Below are 19226 nucleotides of genomic sequence, written 5' to 3'. Positions count from 1 at the left end.
CTCCGTGACACTTCAGGCGATGCCTGGCAGCGAGAGGTGCCCGACATTGTAGGTCTGCAGACCGGATTTAGCCGAATTTTCGGGCGGCTCTGCCAAGAGACGGAAGCGCACCAGCGTCCAGTGGGTCGGTTCGAAGGCGACGACCGAGGCGAGGGCTTCACCGTTCGTTATAGCCCGCGCCGCTGCCTCGGCCTCCTTTGCGCGGAGCTCGGCCAGCGATGTTTCGGCGTCGATTGCGACCACCTCGCGTGTCGCGAACTTGGCGCTGCCAATATCCGCAGACGTCTCGACGTGCCAGGCGATCCAGGTGTTGACCTGAGGACGGCCGAAGTTCTCGGTGAGGGCAGAGAAGCCTGGGCCAGAGACGAAGTCGCTCAGGCCCTGTTCTTCATGCCATACGTAGAAGGGGGAATAGAGGTTCTGCCGGCTCCCCGTGACGACATCGCCCTTTCTTGCCGTCAGATAGGCCTTGAACTTCAGCCCCGGCAGATTGTCGAGCAGGGGACCTTTTTCACGGATACGGCGATCGATGATCGCCATGTCGTAGTCCGCTGGCAGGGGGAAGTTATATTGCATGGCGATCATCGGTCATTCCTCCAGCCAGGTCACGGCGTTTCCATCCTGCGCCGCCTGGATGCTGATATAGGAAAAGGCATTCTCCGGTGCCGCACCGTGCCGGTGGCGCTCGTTCGGCGCGAAGCTGATGCAGTCGCCGGCGTGCAGCTCCTCGGCCGGGCCGCCGAAACGTTCGGCAAGGCCGACGCCGGACAGAACATAGAGGATCTGTCCGTGCGGATGCGTATGCCAGCGCGTCATGACGCCGGGTTCGAGCTCGCAGCGCATCGCTGTGAGGCCGCCATTTTCAACGTTCTCCACAAGTGACTCCACCAGGAAAGAAGCGGTAGCGATGCCATCGGGCGATAGGCGCATATTCGTGCCGGCGCGATGTATGGCCGGCATTTGGGTCGATGTGGTCTGAGGCATGGCTCTCAGACCTGTTCGATCATCTGTGCGCGACCGTCGGAGAAGGACCAATCCTCGCGGGTTGCGGTGGTGATGGTGATCATGATGTCCTCGGGGCGAACGCCGGGTGCGTCGGCGAGAAGCTCGGCGACACGGCGATAGAAGGCCTGCTTGACCTCGGTGCTGCGCGGCTTGCCGATGGTGACGTCGAAAAAAACGTAATCGCCCGAACGCGGCTTGCTGGCGAAATAGGTGCGATCGAAGATGAGTTCATGCGGCTCCAGCTGATGAATAGACTGGAAGCGATCGGTCGGCGGCACGTCGAAGGCTTCGACCAGGGCGCGGTGGAAATTATCCGAAAGTGCCTTGAGATATTCCGGCGACTTGCCGCGCAGAAGGGTGATGCGGGTGAATGGCATGGGATTGCTCCTGTTTCCGTGTCACTTGACGAGCATAGAATGCCAGTGGATAATCATCCTGAAAATCAGATAATTCTGGATATATAGTCCCAAAAATATGGATGGTTATCCATGCGAAAGATCATCTTCGATCTCGATGTGCTGCGCAGTTTCGTCACTGGTATGGATCTCGGCAGCTATGCCAAGGCGGCAGACCGGCTTGGGCGTTCGACGTCTGCCATCAGCGCCCAGTTGAAGAAGCTCGAGGAGCAGGCGGGTACGCCTATCTTTCGCAAGGCGGGCCGGGGACTGGCGTTGACGGAGGCCGGCGAGACGATGCTTGGCTATGCACGGCGGATGTTGGACCTCAACGACGAGGCGGCCACGGCGCTGCATGGGACGGAGCTTGAGGGCTGGGTGCGGCTCGGCTTGCAAGAGGATTTCGGCGAGACGCTGCTGCCGGACGTATTGGGCCGCTTCGCCCGTGCTCATCCGAAAGTGCGCATCGAGGCGCGTGTCGTGCGCAATGCGGAACTTGTGGAGCGGGTGACGTCAGGCAAGCTCGATCTGGCGCTTGCCTGGAGCGATGGTTTCCGCACGGCTTATACGGACCGTATAGCTGAAGTCCCGCTCTGCTGGGTCGGCCCGGCCAGCGGCGACACGCAATGGCACGCCGATGGCGGCGAGACCATGCCGCTCGCCTCGCTTGAGGCGCCTTGTTTGCTGCGCAACATCGCCACGAAGACGCTCGATCGCGCCGGTATCGGCTGGCGGATATCCTTTGTCAGTCCGAGCCTCGGCGGGCTTTGGGCTGCGACGGCGGCAGGTCTTGGCCTGACGCTGCGTACGCCGCTCGGCCTGCCGCCAAAGGTACGGCAATTGACGCCGGGAGAGGTGGGCTTGCCGGCTTTGCCGACGCTCGATCTCGTGCTCCATCGTGCCGAGGCGGAGGGGAGCCCGGCGACGGAGCGCTTGGCGTCGATCATGCTGCAGGCGGTGCGGCAGACCATCGAGGCGGTGCCGCAGAGCCGCATATTCGAGGATGTGCTTGGTCAGGATGTCGTCATGGCCTGAGAGGAGCGCTGTCGCCTGGAAACTTCGCTGCCGAGGTCGCTGATGCGGATTTCCGCCTGTGCAGCCAGCTCATGCAGGTCACGCGGCTGGCCCGCCAGCCGTTCCATGGCGGCGATTGCGACATCCGTTGTGACATAATCCGGCTTGTGGCCGAGATTGCGGATGGTAACGAGTTCGGCGCCAGGGATATCCCGGGCAAGGCCGCGCGAATGCAATTCCTCGAGCACGATATCGTCACTGTCGCCGGTGATGATGACCGTGGGCGCCTTGATCTCGCTATAGCGCGGCGCATGGGCCGAGACGTAGGCAAAGAGATTGACCACGTCGATCGCATTGTTGCGAAAGGTTTGCGGACGTAGCACCAGTTCCGGGGCTGTTCTCATTATATAATCCGCCGGCCGTTCGTTGGGGCGGAAGATGCTGAGCGTGCCGCTTTCCACTCGACGTAAGCCGAGTGGAATGACGAGGAGTTGAGTAAAAAGCCAGCCAAGAACGGGCAGGGCGGCAAGCGTATAATACCAGTCGATGCCACCGGGCCAAGGATGGGTGGCAGGTGCCAGAAACAGTAGTCCTTTCGTCTTTTCAGGGTGTCGCATGCCGAAGGCGGCTGCGATCGCACCACCGAAGGAGTGACCGACAATGATGGCGCTCTTGATGCCGCGCTTGTCCATCAGCTTGGCGATCGCATCGGCTTGGCCGGAGGGAAGGGCGTTTTCGGCGGTCCCGCGTTCGGAATAGCCGTGACCGGGACGATCGACGAACAGCATTTCGGCGCGGCCAGATAAAGGTGCCGCAAAGGCCTCGAACTGGTCGCGCAGATTGCCGCTGGCCCCATGGATAAAGACCAGAGCCGGCAGATCAGCCGTTGCCGGGCGCGGCAAATGGACCGCGTTGAGACGGTAGCCGCCAATATCGGTAAGTTCGCCAATATTGGGATAGGCCTGCTCGATGGCGCGGGTCTTGTAGGCGGAAAAGCCCGCCGCGGCGATAAGAAGCAAGACAATGGCGACGAGGAAAGAATCGATCATTGCGGCACGGATCAAATATCTTAAGGCGCTAATCTAGCGCGATATGGCGGCTTTTCATCCCTCCAAATGCGATTTCCGCCGGGAAACCGCAGCAGAAAATCAGGTGCGGCTGCCGGCGATCTTTTCGGAGAGCTTGTCCGCTTCCTCCTGGGCCGATCGATTCGCAGGATAGACTTCGAGAAAGCGCTGCCAGGCCTTGAGGGCGAGATTATCGTTGCCGCGTTCGGTCAGCATCGCCGCCATGCCGGTCAGCGCTCCGAAATGGCGCGGTTCGATGCGCAGGACCTGATTGATGTCTTCCATCGACTTGCGATAGTCCCCGATCGCAAAATTGAGCGTGGCGCGTCGGTTCCAACCTTCGACATAGTCGGGCTTCAGCGAGATCACCTGATCGAGATAATCCATGGCGGCGGCATTGCGCTTGTCCTGAATGGCCTTGTCGGCCCATTGCATCAGGAGATTGATGGTGGCGCTGCCGGAATCGGCGAACTGGGCATTGATCTGGTCCGCAATCAGGCTTGCCTGATCGGGATCGCGCTGCCGCTTCAGCGTCGTGAACAGATTGTCGAGCTGCTGCTTTGGCGACAGGGTGCCGGAGGAATTGCCCTGATTCTGCTTTTCCACAGGGTTTGGTTCATCAGCCGGCGCCGCATGGGGTGCAGAGGCAGCCAGAGCAAACAGAATCGGCAGGGCTAGATATGACAAAGCAAAAACGCGCATGGCGGGCATAGTAGCCCGCCAATGTCGAAGATCAAAACAAATTTGATGCGATCAACTAAAACTGAGGCTCGATCGGTGGGACCGGAGCCGCGCGCTGTATCAGCCTTGGCGAGCCTTGAAGCGCGGGTTCAGCTTGTTGATGATGTAGATACGGCCCTTGCGGCGGACGAGACGGTTGTCACGGTGGCGCGCCTTGAGCGACTTGAGCGAATTCTTGATCTTCATTTTTCTGATCCGCGATCTCTGAGGGGGAATGTCACATTCGCCCGGGTCTTTAACAATCAAAAGCGCGCTCAGGGCGCGCTCTTTAGGGTGGGGAGCAAATACCCTGTCATACCCGGCCTGTCAACCATGTCAGGGCTTTTTCCCGCTGATCTCAACGCAGAAGCTGTGTAACATGCCCCATCTTGCGGCCCGGCCGGGCTTCGGTCTTGCCATAGAGATGCACCAGCGTGTCGTCAAGGCGCAGCCATTCAGGCAGCGCCAGGATATCGTCACCGATCAGATTCGTCATGACGCAGTCCGAATGGCGCCGAGGATTTCCGAGCGGCAGGCCGCCGACGGCGCGGATATGCTGCTCGAATTGCGAGATGACGCAGGCCGCTTCCGTCCAATGGCCGGAATTGTGGACGCGCGGCGCCATTTCATTGGCGATCAGACTGCCATCGGCAAGCACGAAGAACTCGATACCGATGACGCCGACATAGCCGAGCGCCGTCAATATCTTTTCCGCAGCATCGCGAGCGGCGTTCGCCGTCTCTTGCGAAATGCTCGCCGGCAGCGTGGAGGTGTGGAGAATGCCGTTGCGATGGACGTTCTCTGCCGGATCGTAGCAGGCGACCTTTCCGTCGCTGCCGCGGGCGGCGATGATGGAGACCTCGCGCTCGAAGGATACGAAGCTTTCCAGAATCAACGGAACACTGCCCAGGGCCGCGTAGCCGCCTTCGGGACTGTCGGCGGCGGAGCGATAAACGCGCTGGCCTTTGCCGTCATAGCCGAGGCGGCGCGTCTTCAGCACGCCTTGGCCGCCGAAATCGGCCAGCGCCTTTTCCAGGTCGTCCTGGCTGTCGACGGCATGGAAGCGGGCCGTCGGAATGCCGCAGCCGTTGATGAAGCTCTTTTCGGTCAGCCGGTCCTGCCCCATTTCAAGCGCCTTGGGCGGCGGATGGACCGTTACCTGCAAGGCAAGATCCTCGGCGGCGGTAACGGGCACGTTCTCGAACTCATAGGTCACGGCATCGCAGCGCTTCGCCAGCTCGGCAAGGGCGGCCGCATCGTCATAGGCGGCGACAATCTGCTCATTGGCAACGTGGGCCGCCGGACAATCGGCCTGCGGCTCGAGGATGACGGTGCGAAAATTCAGGCGGGCGGCCGCCATGGCCAGCATGCGGCCGAGCTGGCCGCCGCCGATGATGCCGATCGTCTTCGCGTTCATAGGTCGTCCATCGGATATTCGGCAACGGCGGCGCTCTGGCGCGCCCGCCATTCGTCGAGCCGGTCGGCAATCTCCTCGTCGCCGAGCGCCAGGACGGCGGCGGCAAGAAGGGCGGCATTGACCGCGCCGGCCTTGCCGATCGCGAGCGTGCCGACGGGAATGCCGGCCGGCATCTGCACGATCGAAAGAAGGCTGTCCTGACCGGAGAGCGCGCGTGACTGAACCGGCACGCCGAAGACCGGAAGAGGCGTCATCGAAGCCGCCATGCCCGGCAGATGCGCTGCGCCGCCGGCGCCGGCGATAATGACCTTGAAACCCTCGTCCCTTGCTCCCTTGGCGAAGCTCACCAGCCTGTCCGGCGTACGATGCGCGGAAATGATGCGCGCATCATAGGTAATCTCAAGCGCTTCCAGGGTGTCCGCAGCATTCTTCATGGTCTCCCAGTCGGACTGGCTTCCCATGATGATGGCGACAGGCGGTCTTTCGGTCAGCATCGTTGCGTTGTGCTCCTCAGGCGATGATGTCGGGGATGATCTGGTCTTCCAGCTTGGTCAGCTTGTCCTTGATGACGAGCTTCTTCTTTTTCATGCGCTGGATACGAAGGGCATCGCAGCCCGTCTCGATCATGGCATTGATTGCGGCATCATAATCCTCGTGTTCCTGGCGCAGCCGCGCCACGATCAGCCTGATTTCCGCCTGTTCCTGATCGGCCATGTTCATTTCCCCAGCATATCGCGGAATCGCATTCGTTCCGCCTCCTGAATTCCGCAAGCTCCTATCACCAAATGACGATAACGGGAAGTTATCCTTCTTCACGAATTTGCCGCCTATAGGCCACGTTTTCGCCTTCGACAAAGGCTCGATCTTATGGCACAGTGAGAAGGTTGACACCTAGAGCCTTGGCGAATGGATGGTCAGGGCTCTTCAGAGGAAGGAAGGGTCATATGACTGTTCAAGCACATCTTGAATCGCTCGAAAAGAAACATGTCGCGCTCGAGGAGGCGCTGCATGCGGCAATCTCATCTCCCTCTAGCAATGATACGGAAATAGCCGACATCAAACGCAGGAAACTGCGCGTCAAGGACGAAATCCAGCGTCTGCGTTCCTCCGTTCACTGAGGCAACGTTCCAAAGTTCAAAAAGCCATCGATCTTGGGGCAAGAGAGGCAGATCGAAAGGTCTTGAGGCAAATTCCCAGTCAGGATCGATGAGCATTTCCGTCTAACGGATGCGCCAGCTTCGTAGTGTCGAAGGTAGGGGTTGGCGCAATTTTCCCCATCCTATGCAACAAATGCCGTCATTGGCGACTCTCGGCTCGTTGTGGTCGCGGCACTCGCTCGTCCGGAGGTCATGTCGTTTCGATCGCGGGCTTAACTCGAAGAGCCGCCTTCGCGTCGTCATGACTGACGCTATCAGCTACCAAATTCCGCAAATTTCCAAGTATAATGAAAGCGGAAAAGCCGTTTCAGGACCAGAACTGATCCAGCCATAGGTTCAGCTTGTCGAAACCGCGGCTGTTGACCGCATAAATGCGCTTCGTGCCTTCATTGGTGACGGAAACGAGGTTGCTGTCGAGCAGCGCCTTGAGATGCTGCGAAACCGCCGGGCGGCTGATCGGCAGGCCCTGCGCCAGTTCGTTGACCGTCTTGGGTGCGCGGCGCAATTCCTCCAGCAGATGACGCCGGTTCGGGTCCGCGATGGCTGCGAATGGATCCATGGTCGACATGGCGGAAAGCTACGTCAAACACCCAAGGGCGGCAAGTTAATTGTGCGCTGCATGATATATTGTGCGAATGGCCGCTCGCGGAGGTGGCGTGCCCGATGTCCTTCATCGCGAACTGCCGTTTCGGCCGCTGCCCCTTGTCAGAGAGAGCTAACGGATTTACTCACGATTATCGAACCGGTGCGCCATCGCTGACGATGGAGGCCGAAACCATGGAAGCTCGCATGACCGTGCCCAAAGATCGTTGCCGCCTCGTACTCATCGTTCCCGACATTGCCGATATCGAGCAGCGGGCGACGGCAGTGGCCGATGCCTTGCGGGGTGGGGATGTCGCTTCGGTGATCATTCCTCAATATGGTCTCGATGACAGTACCTTCCAGAAACATGCGGAAAAGCTCGTGCCGGTCATTCAGGCCGCAGGAGCGGCAGCGCTGATTGCCGGTGACAGTCGCGTGGCGGGCCGTGCCAAGGCCGACGGGCTGCATATTGCCGGCAATATCACCGAGCTTACCGAAGCCGTCGAAAAATTCGTGCCGAAGCTGATCGTCGGCGGCGGCAGCGCGGCCGACAGGCATAGCGCATTGGAGGTCGGCGAGCTCAGACCGGACTATATCTTCTTCGGCAAGCTCGATGGCGACATCAAGCCGGAGGCGCATCCGAAAAATCTGGCGCTTGGCGAATGGTGGGCTTCGATGATCGAAATCCCCTGCATCGTCATGGGCGGCACCGATCCGAAGTCGGCGCTGGAGGTGGCGCTCACCGGCGCCGAGTTCGTGGCGCTGCACAAGGCGGTCTTTGCCGATCCTGCAGCTGCCCCCTCGATCGTCGCGGAAGTGAATGCGCTTCTGGACGAAAAAGCGCCACGGTTTGAGGATTGATAGCGGTCCATGTTGTCAGCGCCTCGATTCCGCCATCGATCCTTCCTTGCCGTGCTTGCAGCCGGGCTTGCGGCATTTCCGTTGTTGGCTCAGGCGCAATCCGGCAATGACAATACGTCCCTACCGGGTGTTTCGCAGCCGGCGGAGAAGGGGCCGCGGCCAGAAGACAATGCGCAATCCGATGACGACACAACCGTGCCGGATGCGCCGCAGCACAACGATAATGTCATGACCCGGCCCCTGGGCGCCGATGCCGGCACCTTCAAGACCGAAAAGATTCAGCCGGGCGCGGAGCCGAAAGCTGACAGCGACATCAAGCCGTCCCAGGGCGTTGGCGTTTTCGAGCGCATGGGGGCAAACTTGCCGGACCTGCCGCCGGAAAAGCCTTTCACCGGCAAGGTGGATGATGCCTATGGTGCCTTCCAACGCGGCTACTACCTGACCGCCTTCCAGAAAGCATTGCCGCGGGCGCAGCTCGGCGATCCGGCCGCACAGACCTTGATCGCGGAGCTGATGGCACAGGGCCTGGGCGTCAAGCGCGATACGAAGGACGCCGCCTTCTGGTACAGCAAGGCGGCCGAGGGCGGTGATCCCACGGCGATGTTCAAATACGCGCTGATCCTGATGGAGGGCCGCGAAGTACCCCGCGATCAGAAGAAGGCCGATGAATGGATGAAGAAGGCGGCCGATGCGGGGCAGCCTTCGGCGGAATTCAATGTCGCCCAGATGCTGACGGCCGAAAATCCAGGCCCGAAGGGTCTGCAGATGGCGCTTCCCTATTATGAAAAGTCTGCGCAGCAGGGCATTGCCGACGCGCAGTATGCCGTTTCGCAGCTGTATCTGAACCTTCCCGATCTGCCACCGGAAAAGAAGGCGCGCGCACGCGAGTGGCTGTCGCGTGCCGCCAATGCCGGCTTCGACACTGCACAGCTCGACATGGGCATCTGGCTGATCAACGGCACCGGCGGCGCGCAGGATCTCGAAAACGGCTTCAACTGGATGCGGGTCGCAGCCTATCGCGGCAACGTCGTTGCGCAAAACAAGCTGGCGCATCTTTATATCAACGCCATCGGCACGAAGCAGGATCCGGTGGCCGCCGCCACTTGGTATGTCATTTCGCGTCGTGCCGGCCTGAAAGACCCCGAGCTTGAGGATTTCTATCAAGGGATCGAGGACTACCAGCAGAAGGCGGCCATCGACGCAGCCAACAAGTATCGGCGCGCGCGATAATACGCGATAATAAAGGTGTCGGATTGAGCCTCGGCGGAGCTGATCTGAGGTCAGTTTGCGTCTGCCATAGCCTCACCACTTGAAATTCCCGCGATTTTATGGTCTTGAGGCCGCCAATCTTTATTTCCGCTGACGCTCCTGCTCCGTCGGTGCCTGCTTTCGGGCCCGGTCAGCGCTTTCTGCATTATCCAAGGAACCCCGATGGCCCGTTCTGCTCTTCTCAATGTCATGGTTCAGGCTGCCCTCAAGGCAGGAAAGTCGCTCAGCCGCGATTTCGGCGAAGTGCAGAACCTGCAGGTTTCGGTGAAGGGACCGGGCGATTTCGTCAGCCAGGCGGACCTGAAGGCGCAGAAGATCATCCGCGACGAGCTGTTGAAGGCACGCCCGACCTACGGTTTCCTCGGCGAGGAAGGCGAAGAGGTCAAGGGCACGGATGGCGCCCATCGCTGGATCGTCGATCCGCTCGACGGCACCACCAATTTCCTGCACGGCATTCCGCTGTTTGCGGTCTCGATCGCGCTTGAGCGCAACGACGAGATCGTTGCCGGCGTCATCTTCAATCCGGCCACCGACGAACTCTATACGACCGAGCGCGGTGGTGGCGCATTCCTCAATGACCGCCGCCTGCGCGTTGCTTCGCGCCGCGTACTGTCGGACAGCGTCATCGGCTGCGGCGTTCCGCATCTCGGCCGCGGCAATCACGGCAAGTTCCTCGTCGAGCTGCGCCATGTCATGGGCGAGGTCGCCGGTGTCCGCCGTCTCGGTTCCGCATCGCTCGATCTTGCCTATGTGGCAGCGGGCCGCTTCGACGGCTTCTGGGAAACCGGCCTGTCTTCCTGGGACATCGCAGCCGGCATTCTGCTGATCCGCGAAGCCGGCGGCTTCGTATCGGATTTCCATGGCGGTACCGAGATGTTCGCAACGAAATCGATCATTTGCGGCAACGAGCATATCCAGAAGGCGCTTGCCGAAGTCGTCAAGCGGCCGGTCCCGACGAAGTAAGCCATTTCTCCATTCGCCTTTTAGAGGGACAAAACAGTCTGTTCCCAACGGGCTGTTTTGTGCTTTCCGTCTCTTCAATTCGGCACAATGTTGCTCTAGTCTCCGCCTGCGGAAAATGCGGTGGCGGAGCGTGCAATGGAAAATGTGAAATTGGCGGATCTGGGATCGACCGACAATGTGTCGGGCAGCTACGCCTATAAGCTCTCGAGCCCGATGGCCTTCTTCTGGACGATGGTGCTTTTCCTCGTCATCGTCGGCTTTATCGTGGCTATCCTTTTCCGTCAGGCCCAGGTCGCGTTCCTGCACAATCCCGGCCTCAACGGCCTGATCGTCGGTGTACTGGTCGTCGGCATCCTGCTGGTATTCAACCATGTGCTGATGCTGAGACCCGAGGTTCGCTGGTTCAATCACTTCCGCGCAGTCGGCAATGCGGACAAGGTCGGCCGCAACCCGCGGCTGCTGGCGCCGATGCGGGCGCTGCTCGGCAATCGCCGTGCGATGCAGCTTTCCACGGCGACGCTGCGCTCGATCCTCGACTCGATCGCCACGCGCCTCGACGAATCGCGGGACACTTCGCGCTATCTTATCGGCCTCCTCGTCTTTCTCGGCCTGCTCGGCACATTCTGGGGTCTGATCGGCACGATCGGCTCGATCAATGACGTCATCCAGGGCCTCGACGCGGGCACCGGCGACTCAGGTGACATTCTGAGCGCTTTGAAATCAGGTCTTTCCGGCCCGCTTGTGGGTATGGGCACGGCCTTCTCCTCCTCGCTGCTCGGCCTTTCCGGCTCACTGATCCTCGGCTTCCTCGATCTCCAGGCCGGCCGTGCTCAGAACCGTTTCTACACCGAACTCGAGAACTGGCTTTCCTCGGTCACGGATGTCGGTTCCGATATCACGCCCGTCATCGAAAATGCCGCCGGCGCCTCCTCGGAGGATGTACGTGCGCTTTCCGACTATCTGCGCAAGATCGCCGAGGAGGGCGGTGGTCAACGCTCGGTGACTGCGATGGCGAACCTCGCCGAAGGCATTCAGGGCCTGGTCAAGAACATGCGTAACGAACAGCAGATGCTGCGCGACTGGATCGAGGCCCAGCAGGAAGAGGCGAAATCGATGCGCCGCACGCTCGACCGCCTCGCCGACCGGATCAGCCATACCGAGAAGACCGGGAGCAAGTAAGCCATGGCGCTCGCCCGCAACCGACGCCACCAGAGAAGCGTCGACTATTGGCCCGGCTTCGTCGACGCGCTGTCCACGCTGCTCATGGCGATCATGTTCCTGCTGACTGTATTCGTCGTTGGCCAATTCATTCTCAGCCGCGAAATTTCCGGGCGCGACGAAGTGCTCAATCGCCTCAACAGCCGCATCAACGATCTGGTGCAGCAGCTGGCGCTGGAAAAAAGCGGCAAACAGGATCTGGAGGATGCTGTCGCCAATCTTCAGGCATCGCTGTCCTCGGCCGAGACTGAGCGTTCGCGGCTGCAAGACCTTCTCGCAGCAGGCTCCGGCAGCAGCCAGGCTGCGGAAAAGCGGGCCGGATCGCTTTCGCAGGAGCTTGACGATCAGAAGCAGGTGAGCGCACGGGCGATGAGCCAGGTCGATCTCCTCAATCAGCAGATTGCCGCCCTGCGCAGCCAGATCGCCGCTATCGAAGCTGCCCTTCAGGCATCGGAAGCCAAGGATCAGTCATCGCAGGTGAAGATTGCCGATCTCGGCCGGCGGCTGAACGTGGCGCTGGCACAGCGCGTACAGGAGCTGAACCGCTATCGTTCCGACTTCTTCGGCCGCCTGCGCGAAATCCTTTCGGATCGGGATAATATCCGCATCGTCGGCGACCGCTTCGTGTTCCAGTCCGAAGTGCTTTTCCCGTCCGGCGCTGCCGATCTCAATCCGGCGGGCCAGGCGGAGATGACGAAGCTTGCCACAGCTCTCGTCGACCTCGCCAAGGAAATCCCGCCCGAGATCAACTGGGTGCTACGCGTCGACGGGCACACGGACAATGTGCCGCTTTCGGGCAATGGGCGTTACCCGGACAACTGGGCGCTGTCGTCGGCGCGCGCCATCGCGGTCGTCAAGTTCCTGATCTCGCAGGGTGTGCCCGCCGACAGGCTTGTCGCTGCCGGCTTCGGCGAATTCCAGCCGATCGCACCGGGCGATACGCCGGATGCTCGCGCCACCAACCGCCGCATCGAGCTGAAGCTGACGGAGAAGTAATCGCTCATCGCTCCGGCGATGCGATGCTATCGAGGCGTGCCTGCAGGAATTGCCGCACGGCTTCGCTGTCACTGAGGCCGATCGCGGTGCGGTATGCGTGGGAAGCGCCTTCCTCATCTCCGGCTTCGGTCAGCAGGTGGGCGCGCACGGCCCAATAAGGCTGATAGTTGACGATTTCGCGCTCGGCTATCCGGTCAAGGAGAGCCAACCCCGCAGCAGGACCTTCCACTTTGCCCGTCACCGCGGCATAGCTGACGCGGGCGCCGACGGTCGGTTTCATCATAACGAGCGCCTGATAAAGCTTGGCCAGAGCTGCCCAGTCAGTGACGCCCGAGCGTCGCCGGTCGGCATGCACGGACTGGATCGCAGCCTGACACTGGAACGGGCCGAAGCGCCCGAATGCACCCGCCTTTCGTAATAGATTGTCGGCTTCCGCGATCATTTCGACGTTCCAAAGGGCCATGTCCTGCTGGCCGAGAGGGACATATCGCCCATTCGCGTCGCGCCGCGCTTTGTGACGGGATTGGCTGTAGAGCATCAGCGACAACAAGCCGGCGGCTTCCGGTTCCTCGGGCAGGGTCGCAAGCAGCGTGCGGCCGAGCCAGATGGCTTCATCCGCTAAAGATCTTTGCTTGCCGATCTCTCCGTCGACACCGTCCCAGCCAAGGCCATAGGCGGCATATATCGCCGAGAGCACGCTTTCCAATCGGTCCGGCAGTGCGGGCCGCTCCGGAACGATGAAGGGAATATGTGCGTCGCGGATCTTGATTTTTGCCCGTACCAGCCGCTGGCTCATGGCTTGCGGCGAAACGAGGAAGGCCTTGGCTATGGTCGCGGCATCGACGGCCAGCACGGATTGCAGCATCAGCGGGGTGTGAGCCGAGCGATCCAGAGCCGGATGGGCGCAGACGAAGAGGAGCTTCAGGCGCTCATCCGGAAAGGTGGAATTGTCGGCATTCATGCGTTCCTCCGCTTCTTCGAAGGCCATCATGATCCTGTCCCGCGCTCCGGCCCTGACGTTCTCGTGCCTGACACGGCGAAGGAGGTTACGCTTGGCGGCAACCAGCAGCCAGGCTTCCGGATTGTCGGGGATGCCGCGTTCCGGCCACGTACTCAACGCTGCCGCGATCGCATCCGACAAAGCATCCTCGGCCGCCGGCACGTCGCGGAAGCGTGCGGCGAGGAAGGCGATCAGCTTGCCGTAGGATTGACGCGCCGTTTGCTCGGCGGCGCGTCCGGCATCCAACGCCATGATGGCTACATCTGCAATCGCGGCCGTATCTCGACCGAACCTTGCTGGGAGATCGGTACGCGCAGCGCCCATTCCAGCGCGGCATCGAGATCCGGCACATCGATCAGGTAGAAGCCGCCAAGCTGCTCCTTACCGTCAGGGAATGGACCGTCCTTTACTTCATGGTCCTCGCCCTGGCGACGGACAACCGTTGCCGTCTCCGGCGCCGTCAATCCCGCGCCGCCCGTCATGATGCCGGCCTGGATAAGCGCCTGTGTGTAGGCGATCCAGCCGTTCTTGTAGGTCGGATCTTCGCGGCGTTTGAAATCCTCAGGTGCTTCTCGAATGATCAAAGCATATTGCATGAGATGGGTCTCCCATTTGCAGTTTTGATGACGGCCGGACGGTGCTCCCCGGAAAGCTGAATGCCGGAATATACAACACCGCTGGCAAAACGGCTTCCTGCCGCTTCGACATAATGAGCCGCGGGCCTGAGTGAATTCGACACTCGCGAAAAGATTTCTTGAAATTCGCCTCAGAAAAATCAAAACGACCGGCATGCCCAAAGGGCAGCCGGCCGTTAATGGCTTTGCAGCGAGTGCGTGACGCGAGAATTATGCGGTGGCGGTGGTCTGGTCGTCGATGACGGCGCCGCCAACGTGAGCCTTGATCGATTCGATGGCATGCAGGGCCGAGGCCTTCGCCTTATAGCCTTCCGAACCGAACATGGTTTCGCCGTTCGAGGCCTTGAAGCGGAAGCGAAACTCGCCGGCCTTGTCCTTGTAGACTTCAAATTTATACATGGTGCACGTCTCCTAGAATCGCGTCAGCGCGGGATAACGCCGAAAATCTAGCTCAACTTTGAAACTATTTCCACAAGGTTGTATTCGAGACGACTTGCCCGCTATTTCGCGACGAGCATGTGGTCCTCGATGCCGGCATCGAATTGCAGGCGCGCGAGCTTGGCGTAGATGCCGCCGTGGCGGATCAGGCTCTGGTGCGTACCTTCCTCGACGATGCGGCCCTGATCCAGCACCAGAATGCGGTCGGCCTTGAGCACCGTCGCCAGGCGGTGGGCGATGACGAGGGTCGTGCGTGCTTCCATCAAGCCCTCCAGCGCCTTTTGAACGAGCGTCTCGCTTTCGGCATCGAGCGCGGAGGTCGCTTCATCGAGCAGCAGGATAGGCGCGTTCTTCAGGATGGCACGGGCAATGGCGACGCGCTGGCGCTGGCCGCCCGAAAGGGTGACGCCGCGTTCGCCGACCTGCGTATCATAGCCCATTTCGAGGCGGGAAATGAACTCGTCCGCCTGCGCGGCAATCGCGGCGGCGCGCACTTCGTCGCGCGAGGCGCCCGGGCGGCCGAAGGCGATATTGTCATGAATGGAGGCGGCAAAGATCGTCGTGTCCTGAGGAACGATGGCGACGCGCTCACGCAAGGCATCCGGCAGCACGTCGCGCGCATCGACACCATCCAGGGCAACGCGGCCCTTCTGCGGATCGTAGAAGCGCAGCAGCAGCGAAAAGATGGTGCTCTTGCCTGCACCCGATGCGCCGACGATTGCGACCGTCTCCCCCGGCTTCACGGAGAAGGAGAGCCCATGCAGTGCCGATCTGTTCGGTCGTGCCGGATAAGAGAAATGGACGTCGGAAAATTCCACGCGACCCTGCGGCGGCTGTGGCAAGGGCAGGGGATTGGCCGGGGCGGCGATGGGTGAGACTTCTGCAAGGAGCTCGCCCAGGCGATCGGCAGCACCCGCGGCCTGGGAGAGCTCGCCCCAGACCTCCGACAGCGAGCCCAGCGAGGAGCCGGCGATGACGGAATAGAGGAGGAACTGACCGAGCGTGCCGGCCGACATCGTGCCGGCGAGAACATTCTGCGCACCGACCCAAAGGACGGCGACGATGCTGCCGAAGACCATGGCAATGGCGAAGCCCGTCAGCAGCGAGCGGGATTTGATCGCGGCGCGTGCCGCCTGATAGGCATCCTCGACGGCGCTGCCATAGCGCTGCGCGGCGGCGTCTTCGCCATTATAGGCCTGAATGGTGCGGTTGGCCGCGATGGTCTCGTTGGCATAGGCCGATGCCTGCGCCAACGTCTCCTGTGCGGCCCGCGAGCGCTTGCGCACGGAGCGACCGAAACTGACCAGCGGCAGGACGATGATCGGGATCGCGATCAGGACGATGCTGGAGAGCTTCGGGCTGGTAACGATCATCATGATCACGGCGCCAAGACAGAGGATCAGGTTGCGCAGCGCGACCGAGGCCGTGGCGCCGACGGCGGACTTGATCTGCGTGGTATCGGCCGTCAGCCGCGAGACGATCTCGCCGGACTGATTGACATCGAAGAAGGAGGGCGACAGCCGCGTGACGTGGTCGAAGACCTCGCGGCGCATGTCGGAGACGATGCGCTCGCCGATGGAGATGACGAAATAATAGCGCAGCGCACTCGCAGCCGCGAGCAGCAGGGCCATGATCATGATCGCGACGAAATAACTGTCGATCAGACCGCGGTCGACTTGATCGAAGCCGTGATCGATCATGCGGCGGACGGCGACTGGCAAAGCAAGCGAGGTAACGGCAGCTATGACGAGCGATATGATTGCCCCGGCCACCATGCCTCGATATCGCCTGAGGTATGGCGTCAGTCGTCCGAGAGGACGGATTGAACGGTTTTTCTTTTCCTCAGCCTGGCCAGTTTCTGACAAGTCGTCTCCAATCCCCATATCAGCAAGGGACTCGGCGTTTCGCCCCTTGTTATCGCCGCTGCCTTCATGTATAGGCACGCCATCTTAATTGGAAGCCGTGGCCTTTAACGGACTGCGGCTTCATTTATTCAATCGGTTCGGTTGCCGCAATGCCTTGCGACAAATGGACCCTGGCATGACAGGAAGATTGTTATGAAGGCCAACATTCATCCCGACTATCACACCATCAAGGTAGTCATGACCGACGGTACCGAATATGAAACCCGCTCGACCTGGGGTTCTGAAGGCGCTGTCATGAACCTCGAAATCGACTCCAAGTCCCATCCGGCTTGGACCGGCGGCAACCAGCAGCTGATGGACCGTGCCGGCCGTGTTTCGAAGTTCAACAAGCGCTTCGGCGGTCTCGGCATCTAATCGCATTGCGATTTGCCGCTTGAAAAGAGCCCGGTTTTGCCGGGCTTTTTTGCGTTGATACGGACCGCGTCCCTCATCGCACACGCCGCAGGTAATCGGCGCGGTCGAACGGATTTACGGCTGCGCGCTCCCGCACACGGTGCGGGCCTGATAGTGGCGCATAGTGATCGAAGGCGTGCTCGAGGACTCCGGCTCCGCCCGACAATCCCGGCAATTGTCTTTGGAGCGTCTGGATCATCGATGATGCCACCGTGCCTTCCAGCCGGGCCAGTCCCTCGTCGATCAGCGATTTTCTCATCGATGCGCCGGATTTTGCGAGCAGGCTGTGCACACCAGCCAAAGCCGTTGCCGGTATCTCGACGTGAAAATGCTCGATTGGTTCGCAGAGGATCGTTTGTGCCGATGAGAGCGCTGATGCAAGCACCAATGGCGTCAGCTTGCGGAAATCCACCGCCGTGCTCGCCGGTGAACTCTGCCGCGCCGCCGTCATGACGACGTGGCAGTCGATGATCTGCCAGCCGACAAGACCTTCCCTCAGCGTTTCGAACGTGGCTTCCTCGGCTGCCCGGTAGAAGCTTGCAGGCATCTGGCCGACATCCACCTCCAGAGCAAAGCTGTTTCCGCTGCCTTCCGGCCGCGGCTCGACGCGCAAGCCGACTGTTGCGAGAAACGGATTGGGCTCCTTGAATATGTGCTCAACCGCGCCTCCCGTTCCAGCCAGCCTTTCGACATAGATGACGGTGCTTTCCTCAAAAGCTATATCCAGGCCGAATTCCGTGGAGAGGGTTGCCTGGATGACCTCCTTCTGCACTTCGCCATAGAGTGAGACGTATATCTCGCCGGTTTCCTCGTTGGTACGCAGGTTGATCAGCGGATCCTGTTCTGCAAGTTGCCCCAGAGCTAGCCAGAGCGCTGCATTTTCCGAAGGGCGCATCGGGCGGATGCGGGTTTCCAAAGTGGGCGGCGCGAAGTGGCGAAGCGTGCCTGGCCGGCTTTCGGTGCCGATCCAATCGCCGATACGGGCGTTCGGAAGACCGCCGACCTTGGCGATCTGTCCGGCGCTGATCTGCGCGACCTTGTCCGCCTTGCCATCCCGGAAGAGCTGGAGGCTGCTGATCTTTGCCGGGCCGTTTGCGGTTTCGATATCGTCGCGAAGGCCGACCGTGCCAGACGCCAGATAGAGATAGGCGAGCTTCTCGCCACCCCATCCGCGTTCGATCTTGAAGATCGTCCCGGAAACCGGACCGTCATGGTTCGGCTGACGGCCGGGCAGCAAAGTCTGGATCGCCGAAATCAGGGTAGGGATGCCGAGGCCCCGCGTCGCCGCGCCGGCGAATGCCGGATGAATCAGAGACTTCCCCACCTGATCGACAAGGGCTTGCTCCAGCCTCTGCCGTGTCAGGCGCTCGGGAGCCAGAACATAATCTTTCAGGAAGAGCTCGTCGTTGACTGAAAGGGCTTCGCAGATGCGCGAGAAATGCGGATCGCTTCCGAGATCGGCGGTTTCCACCGTGGCGAGCCTGCTGCCGGCATCATGGACGATCGACATCGGAATGGAGCGAACCGCCAGCTGCGTCGCAATATCCTCAAGCACCTCATCATAGCGCGCGCCGAGGCGGTCGACCTTGTTGATGAAGAAGATGAAGGGGATTCTGAGGCGGCGCAATGCCCTGACGAGCACGCGGGTCTGCGATTGCACGCCCTCGACTGCCGAAACGACGACCACTGCCGCATCGAGCAGCTGCAGCACCCGTTCGATCTCGGCAATGAAGTCCGGATGTCCCGGCGTATCGATGAGGTTCACCGTCACGTCACCGACGGTGAACGAGACCACCGCGGCGGCAATGGTAATACCGCGCTGTCTTTCGAGTTCGAGGCTATCTGTCTGCGTGCTGCCGGCGTCAACGCTGCCGAGCTTGTCGATTATGCCGGTATCAAAAAGGAGTCGCTCTGTGAGGCTAGTCTTGCCCGCGTCTACATGGGCGAGGATGCCCAGATTCAATGTGCGCATGGTTCATCATCTTCTCAGAATTTCGGATTTGATTTTCGTGAGAAGTGAGTCGGCGCATTGGGGTCCTCCATGCGGGTTCGTTTTCGGCTTGCCCGCCTTCCAGTAGAGAGGCAGGCGCTCTCTTTTAAAGATATTTCGCGGAATCCGTCAAGCTTTGCCTAGTTTCTACTTAAGGCTTAACACCGCATGTGGTTTGCTG

Annotated in this window: 23 protein-coding genes; 8 read left to right on the top strand and 15 right to left on the bottom strand. The window is 60.7% G+C overall.

Features of this window, described 5'->3' with window-relative positions; translation table 11 throughout:
• Positions 1-12 precede the first annotated feature (12 nt).
• The 3 genes from RTCIAT899_RS14820 to RTCIAT899_RS14810 form a co-directional block, all read right to left on the bottom strand.
• Entirely contained in the window at positions 13-585 is a 573-nt protein-coding gene (locus RTCIAT899_RS14820; protein ID WP_015341050.1) for a DUF4865 family protein, read from the bottom strand.
• A 3-nt stretch (positions 586-588) separates the two neighbouring features.
• Complete coding sequence (locus RTCIAT899_RS14815; RefSeq protein WP_015341049.1) at positions 589-876, bottom strand: cupin domain-containing protein; 288 nt, start codon at positions 874-876, stop codon at positions 589-591.
• Positions 877-989: 113 nt separating this feature from the next.
• The gene (locus tag RTCIAT899_RS14810) at positions 990-1382 is read right to left on the bottom strand and encodes a tautomerase family protein (protein WP_015341048.1); all 393 of its coding nucleotides are present in this window, start codon (positions 1380-1382) and stop codon (positions 990-992) included.
• A gap of 111 nt (positions 1383-1493) precedes the next feature.
• On the opposite strand from RTCIAT899_RS14810, the gene RTCIAT899_RS14805 reads away from it, so the two are divergent.
• Positions 1494-2435, top strand: coding sequence for a LysR substrate-binding domain-containing protein (locus RTCIAT899_RS14805; protein WP_015341047.1), 942 nt, complete (start codon positions 1494-1496; stop codon positions 2433-2435).
• Here RTCIAT899_RS14805 and RTCIAT899_RS14800 read toward each other — a convergent pair.
• The 6 genes from RTCIAT899_RS14800 to RTCIAT899_RS14775 form a co-directional block, all read right to left on the bottom strand.
• Positions 2414-3463, bottom strand: a complete 1050-nt coding sequence (locus RTCIAT899_RS14800; RefSeq protein WP_015341046.1) for an alpha/beta fold hydrolase — start codon at positions 3461-3463, stop codon at positions 2414-2416. The genes RTCIAT899_RS14805 and RTCIAT899_RS14800 overlap by 22 nt on opposite strands.
• Positions 3464-3562: 99 nt before the next feature.
• Positions 3563-4192 (bottom strand): tetratricopeptide repeat protein, encoded by a 630-nt coding sequence (locus tag RTCIAT899_RS14795; RefSeq protein ID WP_015341045.1) that lies wholly within the window; start codon positions 4190-4192, stop codon positions 3563-3565.
• 90 nt (positions 4193-4282) lie between these two features.
• On the bottom strand, positions 4283-4408 hold the full coding sequence (gene ykgO / locus RTCIAT899_RS14790) for a type B 50S ribosomal protein L36 (RefSeq protein WP_003566454.1): 126 nt from the start codon (positions 4406-4408) through the stop codon (positions 4283-4285).
• A 151-nt stretch (positions 4409-4559) separates the two neighbouring features.
• Complete coding sequence (locus RTCIAT899_RS14785) at positions 4560-5618, bottom strand: 5-(carboxyamino)imidazole ribonucleotide synthase (protein WP_015341044.1); 1059 nt, start codon at positions 5616-5618, stop codon at positions 4560-4562.
• The gene (purE, locus tag RTCIAT899_RS14780; protein WP_015341043.1) at positions 5615-6112 is read right to left on the bottom strand and encodes a 5-(carboxyamino)imidazole ribonucleotide mutase; all 498 of its coding nucleotides are present in this window, start codon (positions 6110-6112) and stop codon (positions 5615-5617) included. Before purE ends, RTCIAT899_RS14785 begins: the two co-directional genes overlap by 4 nt.
• Positions 6113-6128: 16 nt before the next feature.
• Entirely contained in the window at positions 6129-6332 is a 204-nt protein-coding gene (locus RTCIAT899_RS14775) for a YdcH family protein (RefSeq protein ID WP_015341042.1), read from the bottom strand.
• A 230-nt stretch (positions 6333-6562) separates the two neighbouring features.
• On the opposite strand from RTCIAT899_RS14775, the gene RTCIAT899_RS31965 reads away from it, so the two are divergent.
• Positions 6563-6736, top strand: a complete 174-nt coding sequence (locus RTCIAT899_RS31965; RefSeq protein ID WP_015341041.1) for a YdcH family protein — start codon at positions 6563-6565, stop codon at positions 6734-6736.
• Positions 6737-7082: 346 nt separating this feature from the next.
• Here the strand turns inward: RTCIAT899_RS31965 and RTCIAT899_RS14765 are convergent, their stop codons facing one another.
• The gene (locus RTCIAT899_RS14765; RefSeq protein WP_015341040.1) at positions 7083-7343 is read right to left on the bottom strand and encodes an ArsR/SmtB family transcription factor; all 261 of its coding nucleotides are present in this window, start codon (positions 7341-7343) and stop codon (positions 7083-7085) included.
• Positions 7344-7564: 221 nt separating this feature from the next.
• Between RTCIAT899_RS14765 and RTCIAT899_RS14760 the strand changes: the two genes are divergently transcribed.
• The 5 genes from RTCIAT899_RS14760 (at position 7565) to RTCIAT899_RS14740 (ending at position 12664) form a co-directional block, all read left to right on the top strand.
• A complete protein-coding gene (locus RTCIAT899_RS14760) occupies positions 7565-8218 on the top strand; it encodes a thiamine phosphate synthase (RefSeq protein ID WP_041677971.1) in 654 nt (217 codons plus the stop codon).
• Positions 8219-8227: 9 nt separating this feature from the next.
• Positions 8228-9448: a tetratricopeptide repeat protein gene (locus RTCIAT899_RS14755; RefSeq protein WP_015341038.1), complete on the top strand. Its 1221-nt coding sequence runs from the start codon at positions 8228-8230 to the stop codon at positions 9446-9448.
• Between the two features lie 201 nt (positions 9449-9649).
• On the top strand, positions 9650-10450 hold the full coding sequence (locus tag RTCIAT899_RS14750) for an inositol monophosphatase family protein (protein ID WP_015341037.1): 801 nt from the start codon (positions 9650-9652) through the stop codon (positions 10448-10450).
• A 135-nt stretch (positions 10451-10585) separates the two neighbouring features.
• The gene (locus tag RTCIAT899_RS14745) at positions 10586-11629 is read left to right on the top strand and encodes a hypothetical protein (protein WP_041677656.1); all 1044 of its coding nucleotides are present in this window, start codon (positions 10586-10588) and stop codon (positions 11627-11629) included.
• A gap of 3 nt (positions 11630-11632) precedes the next feature.
• Positions 11633-12664, top strand: coding sequence for a peptidoglycan -binding protein (locus tag RTCIAT899_RS14740; protein WP_015341035.1), 1032 nt, complete (start codon positions 11633-11635; stop codon positions 12662-12664).
• Positions 12665-12668: 4 nt separating this feature from the next.
• On the opposite strand, the gene RTCIAT899_RS14735 is transcribed toward RTCIAT899_RS14740, so the two are convergent.
• The 4 genes from RTCIAT899_RS14735 to RTCIAT899_RS14720 form a co-directional block, all read right to left on the bottom strand.
• The gene (locus RTCIAT899_RS14735; protein WP_015341034.1) at positions 12669-13916 is read right to left on the bottom strand and encodes an RNA polymerase sigma factor; all 1248 of its coding nucleotides are present in this window, start codon (positions 13914-13916) and stop codon (positions 12669-12671) included.
• A 5-nt stretch (positions 13917-13921) separates the two neighbouring features.
• On the bottom strand, positions 13922-14260 hold the full coding sequence (locus tag RTCIAT899_RS14730; RefSeq protein ID WP_015341033.1) for a YciI family protein: 339 nt from the start codon (positions 14258-14260) through the stop codon (positions 13922-13924).
• Positions 14261-14509: 249 nt separating this feature from the next.
• A complete protein-coding gene (locus RTCIAT899_RS14725; protein WP_015341032.1) occupies positions 14510-14698 on the bottom strand; it encodes a YegP family protein in 189 nt (62 codons plus the stop codon).
• A gap of 101 nt (positions 14699-14799) precedes the next feature.
• Positions 14800-16620: an ABC transporter transmembrane domain-containing protein gene (locus RTCIAT899_RS14720; RefSeq protein WP_376766883.1), complete on the bottom strand. Its 1821-nt coding sequence runs from the start codon at positions 16618-16620 to the stop codon at positions 14800-14802.
• A gap of 174 nt (positions 16621-16794) precedes the next feature.
• Here RTCIAT899_RS14720 and rpmE point away from each other — a divergent pair, with 174 nt between their 5' ends.
• A complete protein-coding gene (rpmE, locus tag RTCIAT899_RS14715; RefSeq protein ID WP_015341030.1) occupies positions 16795-17016 on the top strand; it encodes a 50S ribosomal protein L31 in 222 nt (73 codons plus the stop codon).
• Positions 17017-17089: 73 nt separating this feature from the next.
• On the opposite strand, the gene RTCIAT899_RS14710 is transcribed toward rpmE, so the two are convergent.
• Positions 17090-19027: an elongation factor G gene (locus RTCIAT899_RS14710; RefSeq protein ID WP_015341029.1), complete on the bottom strand. Its 1938-nt coding sequence runs from the start codon at positions 19025-19027 to the stop codon at positions 17090-17092.
• Positions 19028-19226: the final 199 nt, after the last annotated feature.

Origin of the sequence: Rhizobium tropici CIAT 899 (assembly GCF_000330885.1) — a bacterium.
Lineage (GTDB): Bacteria > Pseudomonadota > Alphaproteobacteria > Rhizobiales > Rhizobiaceae > Rhizobium > Rhizobium tropici.
The sequence above is the reverse complement of the archived record's forward strand: the minus strand, read 5'-3'. Positions and strand labels throughout refer to the sequence as shown.